Genomic DNA, 16,232 nt, shown 5'->3' on the forward strand with positions numbered 1-16,232 from the left:
TTTATTGTTACTGGGGGAGAGCATGATATTTAGATCAAATTCTTTCGATGTGAAAAAAAAGAATATACCCAGCCCATTAGATCGAGCGCAATCCAGCTCAGATATTTCTTCAATCTCTCTTTACCCTAAAGCGCCAATAACGTTAAAGGAAGAGTCTGTCCTGAAAACAATAAATATTATTTATAACATGGGCAATCAAATCGTGATGGATGGGTGGGAGAATATATTCGATCAAGGTTTGGATGAAGACAAACGGAAATGGCAAAGCAGGTATGAAGATACTTGTGACATGCTTAAATGTGCCTATGATGTGTTAAATAAAAAGCAGGAGGGGAGGAATCCCACAACCGGATATTATTGTCTTATCTCTTATTTTAAATGGACGCCGGTTGGCTTGTTGATACTCGCTGTGAAAGAGAAAAAATCATCTGATTCATTCGCTTCGGTGGATGCTTATTTTATTAATCATTCACCTGAGATTTTGATTTTCGTGACGCATCCGGGTATTCAAAACAGTGGCATCATATTGATTGAACATGCCGTGAATAAATCGTTGCAATTGGGCTGCGCCGGTGTTTTACATGCGAGTCCCACCGGCGGTGCCGTAAGGGCTTATACCAACATGGGGTTTGTTAAGACAGGGCGATTTATGGCATTGAAACCGGCAGGAAATGCTAAGTGGGAATATCAAAATGGCGGCTATCGTTTTCAGTGTGGTGGGATATAAATGTAGGCGCGGTTAATGTGTACTGGTTCAAACTCGATCTGACCGCTATCCGGTTTTTATGGTGTCTGCCAGACTCTGTTTGAGGTAGTACAGTTACATTTTGGAAGGAACGACGTTGATCACTGGTGAGTACAACGCCTTTTGCACTGTAGTGAGTACTACAGGTCTAGAGCAGTTTCTTTTCTTGCGATACGCATCGGTCCACGGTTTTCCAGCGTTCCTTTCAGGATTTCACTCGGTTTCTTATTAGTGTGCGTGATCTCAATGATACCCTACGGAGTTTCACATTTTCCTGACCTGCCGATAGACATGATCGTGAGTCGGTAGGGATCTGGGAGATAATCCTATATGGGACAATGCTGATTCCAGACTGAGGTAGCTGTATTCGCCACGTCGAATATTGATTGCGATGCTCTCCAGTGGATAAGCGCCCAAGCTCACGCGTGCATTTGCATAAACCCCTTTGGTGATGCGCACCAGCAACTCGACCTTGATAAGGCGGTCAGTGGACTTTTTCAATGTTCGTGGTTCGTGGCGCTTCATCAGCAAAGATGACCGCCAGATTTTGCAAGAGGAAGATGTTTTTTCCCATCTTGCTGAATTCGTCTAATGTTTTAATTGCAGTGATCTTATCCATCCGACCATCTATACATTAAAGCCCCTATTAAGGGGTTTTAATGTATAGATGGTTATTATGACAATAATATTTACCCATAACAGAAAGTAAATGCACTGGTTAATGTGAACGATATTCTGAACTCCCCACCGCAGAGCGGAACAGTAAAATGCTGACCTCAAGATGCCTGCTGGCTGTCGAGCCATACCAGCTCAGGCCAGCGAACTTTAAGGGTGGAGTAGAGATCGTAGTTATCGACGATCACTTTCTCATCCGCCATTTCTAGCATGGGTACATCGCTCTGATGGTCGCCATAAGCAAAGGAGTTACGCAGAGAGAGTCGATGCTGCGAGATATAATCTGCGATGCGTCGTGCTTTTCCCTCACCAATGGCCGGGCAGCCTTGTAGTTCACCCGTATACACGCCCCGTGCGCTAACCAGTTCGGTACAAAGAACGGCATCAGCTTTGAGATAGCGCGACAGCGGTTCCAAACATGCGTGATATGAACCTGACACCAGCACAATCTGGGCATTACGTTGCTGATGGTGGATGATTTCGTCATGTACTCGGGTTTTCAACAGTTTTATGCCGGTAGAATTAAACCAAGATTCACAGGTGGCGGCTAAGCTGGCTACGTCAATGCCGGCAAAATGTCGGTAGTAAAGCTGATTTAAACTTGCCCGATCGCTAAGACCGGCAGCCTGAGCATCAGAGAGTGTGTCCATTGCATAAGCAAAACGCGCCTCCCCCACTGAGGCGCCGTGTACTGCGTACAAATGATGCCTAAACGTATCCAGCAGGGTTTTACAGTTAATTAGCGTTTCATCCACATCTAAAAATACACTGTACGACATGACAACACTTCCTTCAGCTAGTATAGGTTAAGGGAGGGAACATGCGAGCATCCTTCAGACTGAGGCCTACCGCTCCCCAGGACAAGCCGACGCCGAACCCCGACATAATGGCCGTTCCCGGCTGTTGTCCGCTATTGCTGAAATACTGGCAGAGAGTTAGAGGGATGGATGTCGGGCCAGTGTTACCGTAATTTTCCACCGCAATTGGTACTTTTTCAGCGGCGACCCGCAGTTTTTTAGTGAGGTACTGCAACATAAAGCGGTTGGGTTGGTGCAGAACGAAATGATCTACCTGCTGTTTATCCCATCCTTTCATTTCGAGCGCTTTATTCACAGAGTTGTGTACCACTTTAAGCGCAAACTCCATCACGGCCGCCCCGTCCATCTGCAGATAACCGTGACGTAAATCCTCTCCTTGCGGAACGATGAGCTTGTCATAGCCACTGCCGTCGGTATGTATGTCAAAAGCCCATTCATCCTCACCAGCAGCGATGACGGTTGCACTGCCGGCATCTCCCAGCACCATGCGAAGTTTATGGTCGTTGTCAGCAATATGTTGGGTTATCGTGTCACCAGCGCAGAGCAGGACCTTGCGGCAGCTCTGTGAACTTATCAGTAGCGCTGCCTGATACAGTCCGTAAATATAGCCGGAGCAGCCATAGTTAATATCAAAGGCAACCACATTCTGGCATAGCCCTAACCTCTGTTGTAGCACGCAGGAAGTGGCGGGCATCAGATAGTCCGGCGTTTGTGAAACAAAAATCACACCGTCGATCTCGTCGGGATGGGTTTGTTCACTGAAAATTTTGCATGCTGCTTGCACGCACAGGTCAGAAGCTCGCAGAGGGGCGTGCGCAATACCCAGCTGGCTGATGCCGGTACTGATAGCAATTCTCGCCACTTCCGCTTCACCAAATTGCTGCGCCAGTTGCGCCAGCGTCAGCTTTGTTAACGGAACAGAGGCGGCAACCGCCTCTATTTTTAAACCACGCAGTGTGACGTTCATTCCACATCCACAATATTTTGATTAAATACCAGGTTAAATATATCGCCCACTCGTTGACAGAGACCAAGATCTTCCCCATTAACCTGTACCACATAGTGCTGATCAATCGCACCGATTACCGAAACAATCGCCAGAGAGTCCCAGCGTCCCTTTGAGTCAAGAACATAGTCATCATTCAGTAAGGTGATATCCACTTCCAGTAGTTCAGCCAGATCGGAGAGCAGCAGTGTCTTATTCATTTTTTACCTCAGGTAATAACTGGTTGACGTTTCTTTTTAAATCGCAGGCCATAATCACCTTCATTAATGAAGGTGATTTTCTGTGGAACCTTAAATAAGGGAAGATGCCTCTTACACCATAAAATCACTTCACGACGCAATTGAATAAAATCGGTATCACCATTGGCTTTTATTCTTGCGACAACGATATTTCCCAATATGGCGTTTTTCTCTGCATTCACCACCACATCTTCTACTCCTGGGAGTTGAAGAATGATGTTCTCTACTTCTCCGGGGTAAACTTTTTCACCCCCGACGTTAATCACCTCCGTATCCCTACCAACGATGCGAAAGCTATCGTCGCGCATTTCCACCACATCACCGGTTATTAACCACCCATCGGCTGTAAAGGGTGAAGGTGCGTTCATATAACCCAGCATTGACGTTTTTGAGAGTATTTCCAGTTTGTTCTCTCTCACTCTGATCTGGACATTCTCGTCAACAATACGAATGAAAGTTGACTGGTTATCATCGCTGCGAGTTTTTATTACGCCGGCCTCAGAAAGCCCATAAGCCTGAGTCAGTCTGGTTGTCGGTAATTTTTCCGTCAGGTAACTCAGTATTGAAGCAGGCATCACTTCGCTACCATAGTTAATCTGCTTTAGTACCTGTAGCGAATTATTTTCAAAGCAATTTTTTAAGATCATCAGGTTAAGAAAAGATGGTGAGGTAATCAGTACATCAACTTGATAACGCGAGATAGCTTCACTGATGCACTCTGGCGTTCGCAGTTCAGGAACGACCAGACAGTTACCGCTGGCAAACGCACTCAACATGGTATTGATGCCGCCAATGTGGTCAAACAGCAGAAACGAAATCACCGTCCTCGGTTGTAAAGAGGGTTTCACAGTGCGAATCAACTGCTCAAGGTTATGCACAATGGCTTTACTTTGTCCCGACGTCCCGGAAGACATAATAATCAAGCCCGCCTGACCGGAACGGCGCAAGTTATCAATTAATGCATGTTCTCCCTTCATCCTCGTGAATCTAATATCTTTGAGCCCATCTTCGTCAATCCACAACTTGAATTCACTGCTGCAAATTTCGCTGTTTCTGGCGATGGCTTTTTCACTGAGGCGAGTCATTGGCTGAACAATTGCTTTTAGCCTGATCAACGCGAGCAGTGAAGCCAAAGAGTCCGGATGGTAATCGGCGATGACGGAAACAATTGTGCCAGCAATCACACCGACCGTGCTGAAGGTTCGGGTCAGTTCATCACATCGTGACAGTAACCATTTATAGCTGTATGACTTCTGTTGATACCAGCAGGCAATCCGGTCGCCGTTGTTGTGAAGGTGCTCAAATAACAGATCACTGTCCATCAGACTCCTCCCAGATAAATATTCTGACCTGTAATAAAGTCGCTCTCTTTCTGCAGAAAGAAATCAGTGACATTAGATACATCCCGCAGCACTCCTTTACGAGTGATGGCCTGACGGGCAATCAGGCGATCCATTTTATCCTGAGGCACAGAGCGGATGAGATCGGTATCAATCGGTGTAGGACCCACGGCGTTGACGGTGATATTAAACTCCGCCAGTTCGCGCGCTAGCACTTCTGTAAGGGAGTAGACCGCCGCTTTAGAGGCAGCATAAATAGCTTCACCTTCAAGCTTCAGAGGTGTCGCCACAGTGGTAAAGTTAACAATACGACCGTACCTATTCTTTGCCATCGTTTTAGCAGCTTCTCTACAAAATAGGAAAGTACCCGCCACATTGGTATTAAATATATTGTTTATGGTGGATAACGGGGTCAGCATCAGATGATTCATTGAGGCAATTCCTGCGTTATTAATTAAATTATCCAGAACGCCAAACTCTTGACGGATATATTTAAATAATGCTTTTACCGCCTGCTCATCTATCACGTCGGCCAGAAAATGATGGTAGCCAGCTAATTGCCAGTCTACATCAGAACGACTGCATCCTACGACAATATGCCCCTGAGCCACATAATGCTCTGCTAGGTACTTGCCAATTCCTTTGCGAGTTCCGGTAATTAAGGTAACGGGCTTACGCATGATACTGTCCTTCAATTAAATCAAAAATGTAATCGGTCAGTCGACCTACCGATGAAAATGGACTATTTTTAGCCGACATGGATTTCTCATTTGCCAGCGTTAATGAGATGTCAAAATCATCTTCCAGTTTACTTTCCAAATCAGCAATCAGCATTACCAGAGACATTGAATCAAGATGAGAGTCATGCCGATAAATAAAGCACTCATCGCCAGTTTCAATCGGTAGTGGCTCGGGCAAGGTGGCATTGAGCTCTGTCACTGACTGAATAATGACATGACGTATTTTATCTTTCATAGCGAATACCTTATTTTATTTGTTTCAATATAGTGAGTAACGACTTCCAGAGTTCCCAAACTTTCGTGAATAGCGACGAAACCGTCAGGGCGCACCAGAAGGTATTCTTCGGGTTGAAGTTCGATTTTTTGATCCGGGCCGTTAACTTCGACAAAATATACCGCCAGATGATAATCACTCAGAGAGGTAATCAGCTCCTGCTTATCACTTTCGCTACGCACAATAAGATGATAATTTTCGCCGTCCACGATGTCGTAACTGCTAACACGGTTTCCCTGTTGGATAAGTGTGAGATACGGCAGATATTTTCCCGCTAGACACCTACTTTCACAAATCAGCGATGACCTGATGTAGTGCTGTGCCAGCCCTGAAAACAATTGTGGATGTAGCGTTCTCGCACGATCCCTGTTGCTGAAGAGGGGCAACCAGCAGCGAGTTTTTTCGCTGTCACGGTCGATACGCGCAATAAGGCGGGTGTTGGTATCGGTGCTGTCACGCAGTATCACCGCCACGCTACGCCGCTCCTCATCGTAAGTATCAAGCAGATCATCAGGCTGTCGCTGGCGGATTACCGCAGTCAACTTCCATGCAAGATTCCAGGCATCCTGAAAGCCAGTATTCATTCCCAGCCCCCCGATAGGACTGAAGAGGTGACAGGCGTCACCAGCAAGAAAAATATTTCCCACCCGGTACTGATTGGCTAGCCGATTGTAAAACTGAGATTTTGACTCCCAGACAACACGTTCAATGACAATGGGCTGCGGGATGTAACGTGATAGCACTGTCTGATACTCAGCTAGCGATGGCAGAGACTCATCTTTCCGAGGACATCGCAATACAAAACGATGGTTGCCATCTGCCAGTGGGATAATAATAAAGCCCTGCTCGTCGATAAAATAATGCACTTCATCACGTTTGCCCTGCCATTTGACCTGAGCATCAAACAAGTAAAAATCAATGCCGTAGTCGAAACCACTGAAGGTGATACCGGCAAAGTCGCGCACTGTGCTGTGGCTACCGTCACAACCTATCAGATAGTCACAGGTCAGCGTCGTTCCATCGGAGAGGCGGGCACTAATACTATCGGAGTCAACATCAATCGCGCTTAACGTAACGGAACGTCTGATTTCTCCATCCAACTCAATAAAATACTCTTCCAGTAAACGTTCAGTTTCCGGTTGTGGAATGGCAAGAATGTGCTGATAACAACAGTTCAACTGGCGATAATCGATGTGTGAAACGCGCTGCTGATTCCAGTAAATTGAAATATCACTTATCTCTATTCCTGACCGTTCGAAACGCTCCAGTACACCAAGAGAGCGTAATAAAGCCAGTGAGGCAGCGTTCATTGACAATGCTTTCGAATGAGTTGAGCGAGAAGATCTTTTTTCGACCACTACTACATCGATTCCACTTTTCTTCAGCCTGCACGCCAGCAGTAGTCCGACAGGGCCAGCACCCACGATTAATACCTGATAATGGTTTTTCATTGCTGCTCCTTATGCATACCTAGCGAATCGCTTTGCGATTAATGACTCCCAGACGCATAACAAACAGTAGCCAGCTAATTAACAGTAATAATCCGCCACCCACCACCGTTACCCGGATATTAGTGGTATCAAGGAAACCTCCCGACAACATGACTATCAGCGTGGCCAGTGCCTGAATCGAACTGATAGAACCCATGATTTCTCCCTGCTCGTTTTCCGGCGCAAGATTTGAAATACTGCTTATCAGTCCGGTCAATGCAAAGCCCATGGAGGTTACGAAAATAGTAATTAATATATGCAGATAAATAACATTATTGACTATTGAAATTGCCATTACGGCAAGTGATGACACAACAAGTGAATATCGCACCATATTTTCAGGTTGAGCAACTTTGGCAACGTGTCTTACCACTAGATACTGGAATAGCGCGTAGGTTGCACCCATTGAGGCGAGGAAAGAGCCAATCTGAAACGAGCTGAAACTGTAAATATCTAGCAGATAAGCAGGTAGGAAAGATTCAAACAACCACCAGCCAGCAACAAAAACCGTCCAGATAGTAAATGCCATTCTCAGCTCAGTATGGCTATAGGCTTTCGCTATTTGTACCAGACCGGAAAAGACATTTATTTTTTCCTGGGTATGCCTTTCCAAGGTATCGGGGTACACAAGCAATGTATAAATAAATAGCAGAGTAAAGATGGCTGCCATAATAACAAACGGCGTCATATATCCGCTGAATTGCCCCAGAGAGAAATTGGTTAGCCAGCCTCCGATTGGCGGCCCTATTACCCAGGCTAGACCCAGAGCAGTCTGAATCATGGAGAGGTTTTTGGTTTTATTGCCCGGCGCACTGATATCAGCCATGCTTGCCTGTGCAATCGCCACGTTACCCGCCATCATCCCAGCCAGCAAACGGCTAAACAGCAGTAGTCCCACCGATGCTTCAACAACCGCATAGCCACTAGCGGCAAAGGCTACAGCAGTGCCCGCTACAGTAATTAGCATCATTTTTCTGCGACCATAAATATCTGACATTTTGCCCAGTATGGAGGCACCAAAAAACTGGCCAAGAGGATAGATTGCAAGGAAAACCCCCAACATAATCACCTTTTTTTGATGATCCCAACCGTCAGGGAATAGTGAAACGGCATCAGAAATCATCATGTGTGGGAATATCGCTACCACCATTCCCAAACCGATAAAATCAAGTAGTGCAACCAATACCAGATACCAGATAAGCCTCGGCATTTCTTTCATTTTCGTACTCCTAAAACTTACTAATTCAATACAGATGACTGAGCGATTCTGCTGCCATCTGTCGCTCAATCAAACTTAGATATCCTTTGTCAATTGCACTAAATTTGACAGTAACGCACAGACATACAGTACTGTTTTGTATTACTGCAATAATACATTCAGTGGTAAAATCCCCTTTTAATCCCCGGCGAAAATGCCTGATAGTCATTTCCATGCTCGATGCAATCGGAAAGAGATATTCTTTAAATTCAGAATTCATCGAATGCAGAACAAATGATTTTTCACTACCAGTTTTGATAAGAAACCGTTCAGAGACGGAATTAACCATCTGCCGACATGCTTCAAGTAAAACCATGCCCTGGATATGTTGCCCAGTTATGTGGTCGGCCATTTCCGCACAGTCGTCATCAATCAACAAATGACATTGATATGAGCTTTCCCCTATTTTAATGGTTTCAGAAATAAGAATATTTTCCGCTTTATGCTTATGTGTATTCCGAGTTGTTTCCTTCAACAGATGAGTCTGATGAGGCGGTAACGTTTTGCGAGTATCACCATGACATAACGAATTTTTAAACTCCTCAATATTTTCTTTAGAGAGTCCCTGACCAAAGATGACCTGATAATCATTTTCACATTTAGCAGAGGAAAGAAACTTCAATGCCTGAGTAAACGTAAATACATTATCGTTTTCACTGAATTCAGCAAAACGATCTCCCACAACGACTATATCAGCCATTATCTTTCCTTTAATCTCATTATTGATTATTACAATTTAATTGACGTTCACTAACAATCATATCCTGCGAAAAATTAATAATGCGAGTTGATTTATTAGTAAATAAATTTATATTTAGATTTAGATGCACTCTAATCATATGTTCTTAGCTTTGTTTTTCAATAACATTATTCATCCAGTATGTTATAACCCGATGTTCCTACTGTTACATGGAACAAACTATATATTTATATTCTCCATTGATAACAATAGGAAAAACAGACTCAAATTACTCAGGAGTCATGGCTATTGCAAAATATAAAGATGAATCATTTGCATAATAAACAAAGATCTGGTTGTATACAAACTAATCAATAAAATGTTCCTTGATAAATTTATCTGTCAATGTTTTCAGATCAACATATTCTGTATATAAACAAACTCAATGACTACGGGTATTCTCAAAATCTATCTTAGGTAAATATCTCGCCAAGAAAATAATGAATCTTATTTTAACTCTCATAGCAAGAATATTAAGTACTCAAGAGAAATTAATTGCAAATTGGTTACCATAACCGCCCAATAACGTATTTAATTCATTCTCCATTGTCTCCTGAGTCCAAGTGATAAAACGTCGCCAATGGTATTTGGCTTGTTTCCAGACGATTTCAATCAAATTCAGCTCTGGGCTGTAGGCGGGAAGGTAGAATAAAAACAGGTTGTGTTCTCGTAACCAGCTATTTCTGATTTTTTCTTCAATCCCGTGATGGATACGCGCATTATCCAACACTAAAAATGTCAGGCGGTTGTCCCCTTGTTGGGCGAGCTGCTCTAAAAAATCAATCACGTCATCTCGCGTGATACTGCCTGACGTTGTCTGGTAAAACAGCGTGTTATCCGTGTAATTTAACGCCCCCAGAACTGACCGCCTGTCATGCTCTTGAGGCTCAGTTTCATGGGGCTTACCCCGTGGACTCCATCCATATTGCACCGGAGGAGATGCGGCAAAACCCGCCTCATCAAAATAGACCAAACGGTAATGGCCTAACTGTGCTCCAGCCTTAATTTTATTCAGCAAGGCGGATTTGTTAGCAAACTCCGTTTCGTTGCGCTTTTTTTAAGCGATAGACGGGTGCGTTTATAGGTGAGCCCCTGCTTTTTCAGGGTATTTGCCAGCGTTTCAAGCGTACAAGGCAGGGGCCCATGCTTTGCCTCAACGCACTGGGCTATCCGTGCGAGAGTTAGGGACTCTGCACAGGCAGCTTCGACCGCAGTGGCAATCATTTCAGGCGTCATAGCGAGATACCGGCCTCCAGCATGACCGCCTAATAATCCCGCTATCCCTGAATTGTGCCACATGTGAACCCAATTATAGATAACCCGGAGACTGCATCCTATTTCAGCGGTGATCTGGGACGGCTTGCTCCCTCTGGCAAGCATGAGCAAACCCGTTCCTCGCGTACGGATATCCCGGTGGGGATGATTCAAAGCGAGTTGTTGCAATGTTATTCGTTCAGGCTCAGAAAGTATTATCTTCGATTTCATAAGGACAGGCAGAAAATCAGGTTATCGTGTTATCGATTGTAACAGTAATGCAGATAGTTTATCTGATTAACTTATCAGATAAACATACCCCTAGAGCTATATTTGATATTTTTAAGAAAATGAAACCATTGCGACAAATAGAGGTTGCCAATATAATGGTGAGTGTTGATAATTTTAGCAAGGGTTTTGCACTACATCTTTTGGATGTAACTATCCCTGAATTATTAGTAAAACGAAACAAAAAAACAACAATAACACCAGATGCAAGGAAAAACATACAACGCCTAGAACGAGAAATGGCAACAATACAGAATGAAACAAAGCGGATTGAAGAGATCTATGGTGCAAACACCTTAAAATTAGTCATAGCAAAATCATATATAAATAATCTATTAGATAACGCTAAGATTTTACACTGGTTGTTAGAACACAATCCTGAATACCTTAAAGAACTAAAAAAAATATCTTCGATTAATTCTTTAGATGGGAAATAGAACAACTATTTCTTATGTTATTTACAGAAAAATATCATGGGTTTGATTTATTTATAAATAAATTTTCATAATAGTGATAAATCCATTTTTATCATTCCGGTTTTTTTCTGTTGTAATGAAGCGGCTTCCATGAAACCTTTTACATGTTTAAAAAATTGCCACATAAATTGGCAACAATGATTACGCATCACCGTTTCATGTAACGATTGTCATAGATGTTCAATTTTATTGAACTTACTTCCTGACAATAGAAAAGCCTCCTGTTTTGTTGTTTTATATGATATTAATAAGGTGCTAAATAACCAAACTCTATACCATTATTTTCTACTTTCGGTTATAGTTAAACCAATTTAACACGATAAGTTTTTTTAATAAAATCATATGAAAATAGCCATATTGCGCCGTAATGGGCTTGGTGATCTTATTTGTACTCAACCATTGATCAAATTCTTACAGAAAACCTATCCCAACGCAGAGATTAGCCTATTTATAGACGCTGGCAATGCTGAGCTTACTCGTTATTTGTGCCCTGAAATCCATGTCCATATTATTCCTAAAGGAAATAAATACCTATCTATTATTAATACTGCGTTATCATTTCGCCGAGAAAAGTTTGAGATTGCCATATCAGCTAAACCTACTCCTATGAAGCTAAATAATCTATTCTTATGGCTATTAGGTGCTAAAAAACGCTATGCTGTTGTTACAGATAAGCATTGGCATGCAAAGCTAATTAACTGCCCAACAAAAAAGGAACACGTGAATGGTTATCATCAGGCATTAAAAGTATTACGTACATTTTCACCTAATGAGAATGAATTATCTGCTGAGTTTTTTCCTTACATTAAATTTGAAGAGACTTTTCAGTCCATTGAATATCAATATCCCATGATCTTGTTTTCTGTTTCTAATAACAGAAAGTACAGTTTAATTAATAATGATCGCTTGACGCTAATAGCAAATAAAATACTTGAAAAGTATCCAGAGGCAAGATTTATTATTTCTTCCTTTAAACAGGATATTCTTTTAGCTGAGAATTTAAGATCACGTATAGGAGCAAGCAGTGAAATTGTCGTCTCTGATTCGCTAAGTGCTTTTTTAGCTTTATTGAATAACATGACACTGATTGTTGTCGGTGATGGTGGTCTCTGCCATTTAGCCGCTTCATTACAGAAAAAACTTGTCGCCTTTTATGGTGTAACAAAACCTGAAAATTGGGCACCACTGGCTAAAAAAGATAAATGTGTCACATTATATGATCCTGAAAATGTCAATAACATTGATTTAGATAAGGTTTATCCAGCGATATTTTCCTTGCTTAAGGAATAAAAAAACGCTCAATAGGCTGCAAATTGTAGTCAATAGCACTACAACTTGCAAAACGGGCTTTTAAGGGTAAGGTTATTTAACCTCAAACATAGCTGATATTCTAGTTTCATCACAGACAGCTTACTTCTGCATATTTATAGTTAGCCAATGTCAATTTCATTACAGCAGAATGAGTTATCGCTGTGCCGTTTATGAACTTTCCTTCATGAAATTATCAGGATGAAAAATAATGTCTGCTCATGTCCCTATAGGGTATATCCCACAAACTTGCGGATCTTTATCACACTATCTTGCTAAAAATTTACCAACCTCTCTTTCACTCGGCGGTTCTCCTGAAACCTGGCAAATTCAAGAAGTGGGTGATGGAAATCTCAATTTAGTCTTTATTGTCTCCGGAAAAGAAAAAACCATTGTCGTGAAACAAGCCCTGCCTTATGTACGGGCTGCGGGGGAGTCATGGCCGCTTTCCCTTATGCGTTCGCATTTTGAATATCATGCCCTGATTGAAGAAAAAAGAGTCGCCAACGCCTATGTCCCTGAGGTCTATTTTTATGATGAGAAGATGTCTCTCTTTGTTATGGAGTATTTGTCTCAGCATATTATTCTACGTAAGCGCCTTATCGCTGGAGAAAAACTGCCTAATCTCGCCGAAGATGTGGGAATTTTTCTCGCGAATACCCTGTTCCATACTTCCGATATCGGCATGACCAGTAAAGGGAAAAAAGATCTCACTGCCCGCTTTGCCAATAATCATGAACTTTGCAAGATCACTGAAGATCTGATTTTTACTGAACCCTATTTTGATGCCGAAAGAAATAACTGGACGGCTCCTCAGCTTGACGATGAAATCTATTCCATCTGGCAAGATCGAGCACTTATTCAAGCCGCCATGCAGTATAAGTATCAATTCATGACGCAAGCCCAAGCCTTGCTGCATGGTGATCTTCATTCTGGCTCCATCATGGTGACGCCAGATTCTACCAAGGTCATTGACCCGGAATTCAGTTTTATGGGACCCATGGCGTTTGATATCGGTAACTACCTCGGTAATTTATTGATGGCTTACTTTGCCCAACCCGCCCTACGAGAAAATCATGCGCAATGTGTTGATTATCAAACCTGGCTTCTGGCGCAAATAGAAACAACCTGGTCGGTGTTTGAACGCCATTTCCGCCAATTATGGAACGAAAAAGAGATTGGGGATGCCTATCCTGTTGTGCTTTATCAGCCAGGTTCGTTCGATGCTTCCTTCTTAAAAACCGTACAGGATGATTTTTTATCCACCTTATTGAAAGACACGCTTGCTTATGCCGGTCTGGAGATCAATCGACGTATTGTCGGGTTTGCGGGAGTTGCCGATTTCAAACAGATTGAGGATCAAAACCAGCGTGCTATCTGTGAGAAGCGGGCGCTGAAATTAGCGCGGGAATTGATAGTCAATCGGGAAAATTATCCGACGTTTTCGCTGATTAGACGTTATATTGCACAGTGTTAAGAGGTTGATATGAAAATTAATGGCACGCATTATCGTTCTGTTTGGCTGGCTGACGATGGTTATACTGTCGAAATTCTCGATCAGACCAAACTTCCTTTTGAAGTACAAACTGTTCAACTGCGCACTCTGCAAGATGCTGCAACCGCTATCAAAGAGATGTGGGTGCGGGGAGCGCCGTTGATTGGTGCGGTTGCCGCATATGGTATGGCGTTGGCCATGCGTCAGGAAAACAGCGATGAAAATTTGCGGCAGGCTTACGCTATTTTGGTTAAAACTCGTCCCACCGCGATCAACTTAAAGTGGGCGTTGGATCGAACCTGTCGAGTACTGGAAAATAGCGAGCGTTCACAACGTGAAACAACGGCTTATCGTATCGCCAATGACATCGCAGATGAAGATGTGGAACTCTGTCGCAAAATTGGAGAGCACGGGCTAAAAATAATCCAGCATATTGCAGCAAACAAACCCACAGACAAAACCGTCAATATTTTGACACACTGTAATGCCGGCTGGCTCGCGACAGTAGATTGGGGAACCGCACTGGCGCCCATTTATATGGCGCATGATGCCGGGATCAAGGTGCATGTCTGGGTGGATGAAACCCGCCCACGTAATCAAGGAGGATTAACCGCGTTCGAATTAGGTTCACACGGTGTCCCCCATACGTTGATTGCGGATAATGCCGGCGGGCATTTGATGCAACACGGCAAAGTCGATCTCTGTCTTGTCGGCACAGACCGGACAACCGCACGAGGCGATGTATGCAACAAAATAGGGACTTATCTCAAGGCATTGGCAGCCAAAGCCAATCAGGTGCCTTTTTATGTTGCTCTGCCATCCCCGACCCTGGATTTTACCGTCTGGGACGGCGTCAAAGAAATTCCCATTGAACAGCGTTCGGGCGAAGAACAATCCCACGTCTATGGCATCACACCTGAAGGGATACGCAGTTGGGTCAATACAGCACCAGCCGGGACATCATGTGGAAATTATGCGTTTGATGTGACACCGGCTGAACTTATCACCGGGTTGATTACTGAACGGGGAATTTGCGATGCCAGTGCGGAAGGATTACAGGCCCTTTTCCCTGATTTGTGGCGACAGCCGTAATGATCACGCAAGGTAAAAATGATGAATAGAGAGCAAATCGCCCAAGAGATTATTGCAACTTGCCTTAAAATGAACGCACTTGGATTGAACCAAGGGACATCAGGCAATATCAGTGCCCGCTATCAGGATGGTTTTTTGATAACACCCAGCGGCATCGCTTATGAAAAGCTGACACCGGATCACATCGTTTATGTCAGTTATCAAGGTGAATATGCCGCCGATAAAGTGCCTTCAAGCGAATGGCATTTTCATCTCGCTTGCTATCAAGCACGCCCTGATCTCAATGCCGTTGTCCATAATCATGCGGTTAATGCAACGGCCGTCTCCATTCTCAATCACGCAATACCCGCCATTCACTATATGATCGCGGTGACAGGCACCGATCACGTTCCCTGCATTCCCTATGCCACGTTTGGCACGGCTGAATTGGCTGACTATGTAAAAAAGGGGATCACCCACAGTAAGGCATTATTGATGCAGCATCATGGCATGATTGCCATGGAAGTGAGTCTGGAAAAAGCGCTCTGGTTGGCAAATGAAATTGAGATATTAGCACAACTTTACTTAAAAGTGCTGCCAATTGTGGAGACTGTTCCAATACTCTCTGCAACAGAAATGCAGCGGGTGCTGGAAAAATTCAAGCATTATGGATTAAAGAGATAGATTTCTAGAGCAAAGAGAAAGTCGGATAAAGGGGAGAGGGATGAAGTGGTGGGCGATACCAGATTCGAACTGATGACCCCCTCCTTGTAAGGGAGATGCTCTACCAACTGAGCTAATCGCCCACTTCATGATTCAGACCTAAATGGTGGGTCGTGCAGGATTCGAACCTGCGACCAATTGATTAAAAGTCAACTGCTCTACCGACTGAGCTAACGACCCAATTAGATAATTTTGATTTTGATATTTGAATGGTGGGTCGTGCAGGATTCGAACCTGCGACCAATTGATTAAAAGTCAACTGCTCTACCGACTGAGCTAACGACCCATTCTCA

Annotated in this window: 19 protein-coding genes and 3 tRNA genes; 6 read left to right on the plus strand and 16 right to left on the minus strand. The window is 43.5% G+C overall.

Annotation, left to right across the window (positions count from 1 at the left end):
- The first annotated feature begins 4 nt into the window (after window positions 1-4).
- Window positions 5-727 carry an N-acetyltransferase gene (locus tag XDD1_RS12355; protein ID WP_148886140.1) on the plus strand — a complete coding sequence of 241 codons (723 nt, stop codon included), beginning with the start codon at window positions 5-7 and terminating at the stop codon, window positions 725-727.
- 282 nt (window positions 728-1,009) lie between these two features.
- Here XDD1_RS12355 and XDD1_RS20010 read toward each other — a convergent pair whose 3' ends face one another.
- The 13 genes from XDD1_RS20010 to XDD1_RS12415 all read right to left on the minus strand — a co-directional run bounded on the left by XDD1_RS20010 (window position 1,010) and on the right by XDD1_RS12415 (window position 10,809).
- Window positions 1,010-1,246 (minus strand): hypothetical protein, encoded by a 237-nt coding sequence (locus XDD1_RS20010; protein ID WP_231854408.1) that lies wholly within the window; start codon window positions 1,244-1,246, stop codon window positions 1,010-1,012.
- Complete coding sequence (locus XDD1_RS20230; protein ID WP_269450519.1) at window positions 1,230-1,364, minus strand: hypothetical protein; 135 nt, start codon at window positions 1,362-1,364, stop codon at window positions 1,230-1,232. The genes XDD1_RS20010 and XDD1_RS20230 overlap by 17 nt, the downstream gene beginning before the upstream one ends.
- Before the next feature lie 157 nt (window positions 1,365-1,521).
- Window positions 1,522-2,199: an HAD-IB family hydrolase gene (locus XDD1_RS12365; protein WP_045971573.1), complete on the minus strand. Its 678-nt coding sequence runs from the start codon at window positions 2,197-2,199 to the stop codon at window positions 1,522-1,524.
- 13 nt (window positions 2,200-2,212) lie between these two features.
- Entirely contained in the window at window positions 2,213-3,205 is a 993-nt protein-coding gene (locus tag XDD1_RS12370; protein WP_045971575.1) for a 3-oxoacyl-ACP synthase III family protein, read from the minus strand.
- Window positions 3,202-3,444 (minus strand): hypothetical protein, encoded by a 243-nt coding sequence (locus XDD1_RS12375; protein ID WP_045971576.1) that lies wholly within the window; start codon window positions 3,442-3,444, stop codon window positions 3,202-3,204. Before XDD1_RS12375 ends, XDD1_RS12370 begins: the two co-directional genes overlap by 4 nt.
- Window positions 3,445-3,452: 8 nt before the next feature.
- Window positions 3,453-4,805 carry an ANL family adenylate-forming protein gene (locus XDD1_RS12380; protein ID WP_045971578.1) on the minus strand — a complete coding sequence of 451 codons (1,353 nt, stop codon included), beginning with the start codon at window positions 4,803-4,805 and terminating at the stop codon, window positions 3,453-3,455.
- Complete coding sequence (locus tag XDD1_RS12385; protein WP_045971580.1) at window positions 4,805-5,503, minus strand: SDR family NAD(P)-dependent oxidoreductase; 699 nt, start codon at window positions 5,501-5,503, stop codon at window positions 4,805-4,807. The genes XDD1_RS12380 and XDD1_RS12385 overlap by 1 nt, the downstream gene beginning before the upstream one ends.
- On the minus strand, window positions 5,496-5,798 hold the full coding sequence (locus tag XDD1_RS12390; protein WP_045971582.1) for a hypothetical protein: 303 nt from the start codon (window positions 5,796-5,798) through the stop codon (window positions 5,496-5,498). The genes XDD1_RS12385 and XDD1_RS12390 overlap by 8 nt, the downstream gene beginning before the upstream one ends.
- Window positions 5,795-7,288 (minus strand): FAD-dependent oxidoreductase, encoded by a 1,494-nt coding sequence (locus tag XDD1_RS12395; RefSeq protein ID WP_052705701.1) that lies wholly within the window; start codon window positions 7,286-7,288, stop codon window positions 5,795-5,797. The genes XDD1_RS12390 and XDD1_RS12395 overlap by 4 nt, the downstream gene beginning before the upstream one ends.
- Window positions 7,289-7,307: 19 nt before the next feature.
- On the minus strand, window positions 7,308-8,546 hold the full coding sequence (locus tag XDD1_RS12400; protein WP_045971584.1) for an MFS transporter: 1,239 nt from the start codon (window positions 8,544-8,546) through the stop codon (window positions 7,308-7,310).
- A 25-nt stretch (window positions 8,547-8,571) separates the two neighbouring features.
- Entirely contained in the window at window positions 8,572-9,285 is a 714-nt protein-coding gene (locus XDD1_RS12405; RefSeq protein ID WP_045971586.1) for an AfsA-related hotdog domain-containing protein, read from the minus strand.
- 520 nt (window positions 9,286-9,805) lie between these two features.
- On the minus strand, window positions 9,806-10,342 hold the full coding sequence (locus XDD1_RS12410; RefSeq protein ID WP_084720900.1) for an IS630 family transposase: 537 nt from the start codon (window positions 10,340-10,342) through the stop codon (window positions 9,806-9,808).
- Window positions 10,336-10,809, minus strand: a complete 474-nt coding sequence (locus XDD1_RS12415) for a helix-turn-helix domain-containing protein (RefSeq protein WP_045968011.1) — start codon at window positions 10,807-10,809, stop codon at window positions 10,336-10,338. The genes XDD1_RS12410 and XDD1_RS12415 overlap by 7 nt, the downstream gene beginning before the upstream one ends.
- A gap of 26 nt (window positions 10,810-10,835) precedes the next feature.
- Here XDD1_RS12415 and XDD1_RS12420 point away from each other — a divergent pair, with 26 nt between their 5' ends.
- The 5 genes from XDD1_RS12420 (at window position 10,836) to XDD1_RS12440 (ending at window position 15,900) form a co-directional block, all read left to right on the plus strand.
- Entirely contained in the window at window positions 10,836-11,303 is a 468-nt protein-coding gene (locus XDD1_RS12420) for a plasmid partitioning protein RepB C-terminal domain-containing protein (RefSeq protein ID WP_148885979.1), read from the plus strand.
- A 381-nt stretch (window positions 11,304-11,684) separates the two neighbouring features.
- Window positions 11,685-12,632: a glycosyltransferase family 9 protein gene (locus tag XDD1_RS12425; protein ID WP_084721028.1), complete on the plus strand. Its 948-nt coding sequence runs from the start codon at window positions 11,685-11,687 to the stop codon at window positions 12,630-12,632.
- Between the two features lie 229 nt (window positions 12,633-12,861).
- Complete coding sequence (mtnK, locus tag XDD1_RS12430) at window positions 12,862-14,127, plus strand: S-methyl-5-thioribose kinase (RefSeq protein WP_045971590.1); 1,266 nt, start codon at window positions 12,862-12,864, stop codon at window positions 14,125-14,127.
- A 9-nt stretch (window positions 14,128-14,136) separates the two neighbouring features.
- Window positions 14,137-15,237: an S-methyl-5-thioribose-1-phosphate isomerase gene (gene mtnA, locus XDD1_RS12435; protein WP_045971592.1), complete on the plus strand. Its 1,101-nt coding sequence runs from the start codon at window positions 14,137-14,139 to the stop codon at window positions 15,235-15,237.
- Window positions 15,238-15,258: 21 nt separating this feature from the next.
- Window positions 15,259-15,900 (plus strand): L-fuculose-phosphate aldolase, encoded by a 642-nt coding sequence (locus XDD1_RS12440; protein ID WP_045971594.1) that lies wholly within the window; start codon window positions 15,259-15,261, stop codon window positions 15,898-15,900.
- Window positions 15,901-15,946: 46 nt separating this feature from the next.
- Here the strand turns inward: XDD1_RS12440 and XDD1_RS12445 are convergent.
- From XDD1_RS12445 to XDD1_RS12455, 3 genes are all read right to left on the minus strand, one after another.
- A tRNA-Val gene (locus XDD1_RS12445) sits at window positions 15,947-16,022 on the minus strand.
- A 21-nt stretch (window positions 16,023-16,043) separates the two neighbouring features.
- Window positions 16,044-16,119, minus strand: a tRNA-Lys gene (locus XDD1_RS12450).
- Between the two features lie 30 nt (window positions 16,120-16,149).
- Window positions 16,150-16,225: transfer RNA gene (locus XDD1_RS12455), tRNA-Lys, on the minus strand.
- Window positions 16,226-16,232: the final 7 nt, after the last annotated feature.

This window comes from Xenorhabdus doucetiae (assembly GCF_000968195.1).
Taxonomy (GTDB): Bacteria; Pseudomonadota; Gammaproteobacteria; order Enterobacterales; family Enterobacteriaceae; genus Xenorhabdus; species Xenorhabdus doucetiae.

Excerpts from the sequence above, each read along its gene's own strand:
- XDD1_RS12405 (WP_045971586.1), bottom strand. The coding sequence starts at position 9,285 with ATGGCTGATATAGTCGTTGTGGGAGATCGTTTTGCTGAATTCAGTGAA.
- XDD1_RS12395 (WP_052705701.1), bottom strand. The coding sequence starts at position 7,288 with ATGAAAAACCATTATCAGGTATTAATCGTGGGTGCTGGCCCTGTCGGA.
- XDD1_RS12440 (WP_045971594.1), top strand. The coding sequence starts at position 15,259 with ATGAATAGAGAGCAAATCGCCCAAGAGATTATTGCAACTTGCCTTAAA.
- XDD1_RS12400 (WP_045971584.1), bottom strand. The coding sequence starts at position 8,546 with ATGAAAGAAATGCCGAGGCTTATCTGGTATCTGGTATTGGTTGCACTA.
- mtnA (WP_045971592.1), top strand. The coding sequence starts at position 14,137 with ATGAAAATTAATGGCACGCATTATCGTTCTGTTTGGCTGGCTGACGAT.
- XDD1_RS12425 (WP_084721028.1), top strand. The coding sequence starts at position 11,685 with ATGAAAATAGCCATATTGCGCCGTAATGGGCTTGGTGATCTTATTTGT.
- XDD1_RS12370 (WP_045971575.1), bottom strand. The coding sequence starts at position 3,205 with ATGAACGTCACACTGCGTGGTTTAAAAATAGAGGCGGTTGCCGCCTCT.
- XDD1_RS12380 (WP_045971578.1), bottom strand. The coding sequence starts at position 4,805 with ATGGACAGTGATCTGTTATTTGAGCACCTTCACAACAACGGCGACCGG.
- XDD1_RS12415 (WP_045968011.1), bottom strand. The coding sequence starts at position 10,809 with ATGAAATCGAAGATAATACTTTCTGAGCCTGAACGAATAACATTGCAA.
- XDD1_RS12390 (WP_045971582.1), bottom strand. The coding sequence starts at position 5,798 with ATGAAAGATAAAATACGTCATGTCATTATTCAGTCAGTGACAGAGCTC.
- XDD1_RS12365 (WP_045971573.1), bottom strand. The coding sequence starts at position 2,199 with ATGTCGTACAGTGTATTTTTAGATGTGGATGAAACGCTAATTAACTGT.
- mtnK (WP_045971590.1), top strand. The coding sequence starts at position 12,862 with ATGTCTGCTCATGTCCCTATAGGGTATATCCCACAAACTTGCGGATCT.
- XDD1_RS20230 (WP_269450519.1), bottom strand. The coding sequence starts at position 1,364 with ATGGATAAGATCACTGCAATTAAAACATTAGACGAATTCAGCAAGATG.
- XDD1_RS12375 (WP_045971576.1), bottom strand. The coding sequence starts at position 3,444 with ATGAATAAGACACTGCTGCTCTCCGATCTGGCTGAACTACTGGAAGTG.
- XDD1_RS12385 (WP_045971580.1), bottom strand. The coding sequence starts at position 5,503 with ATGCGTAAGCCCGTTACCTTAATTACCGGAACTCGCAAAGGAATTGGC.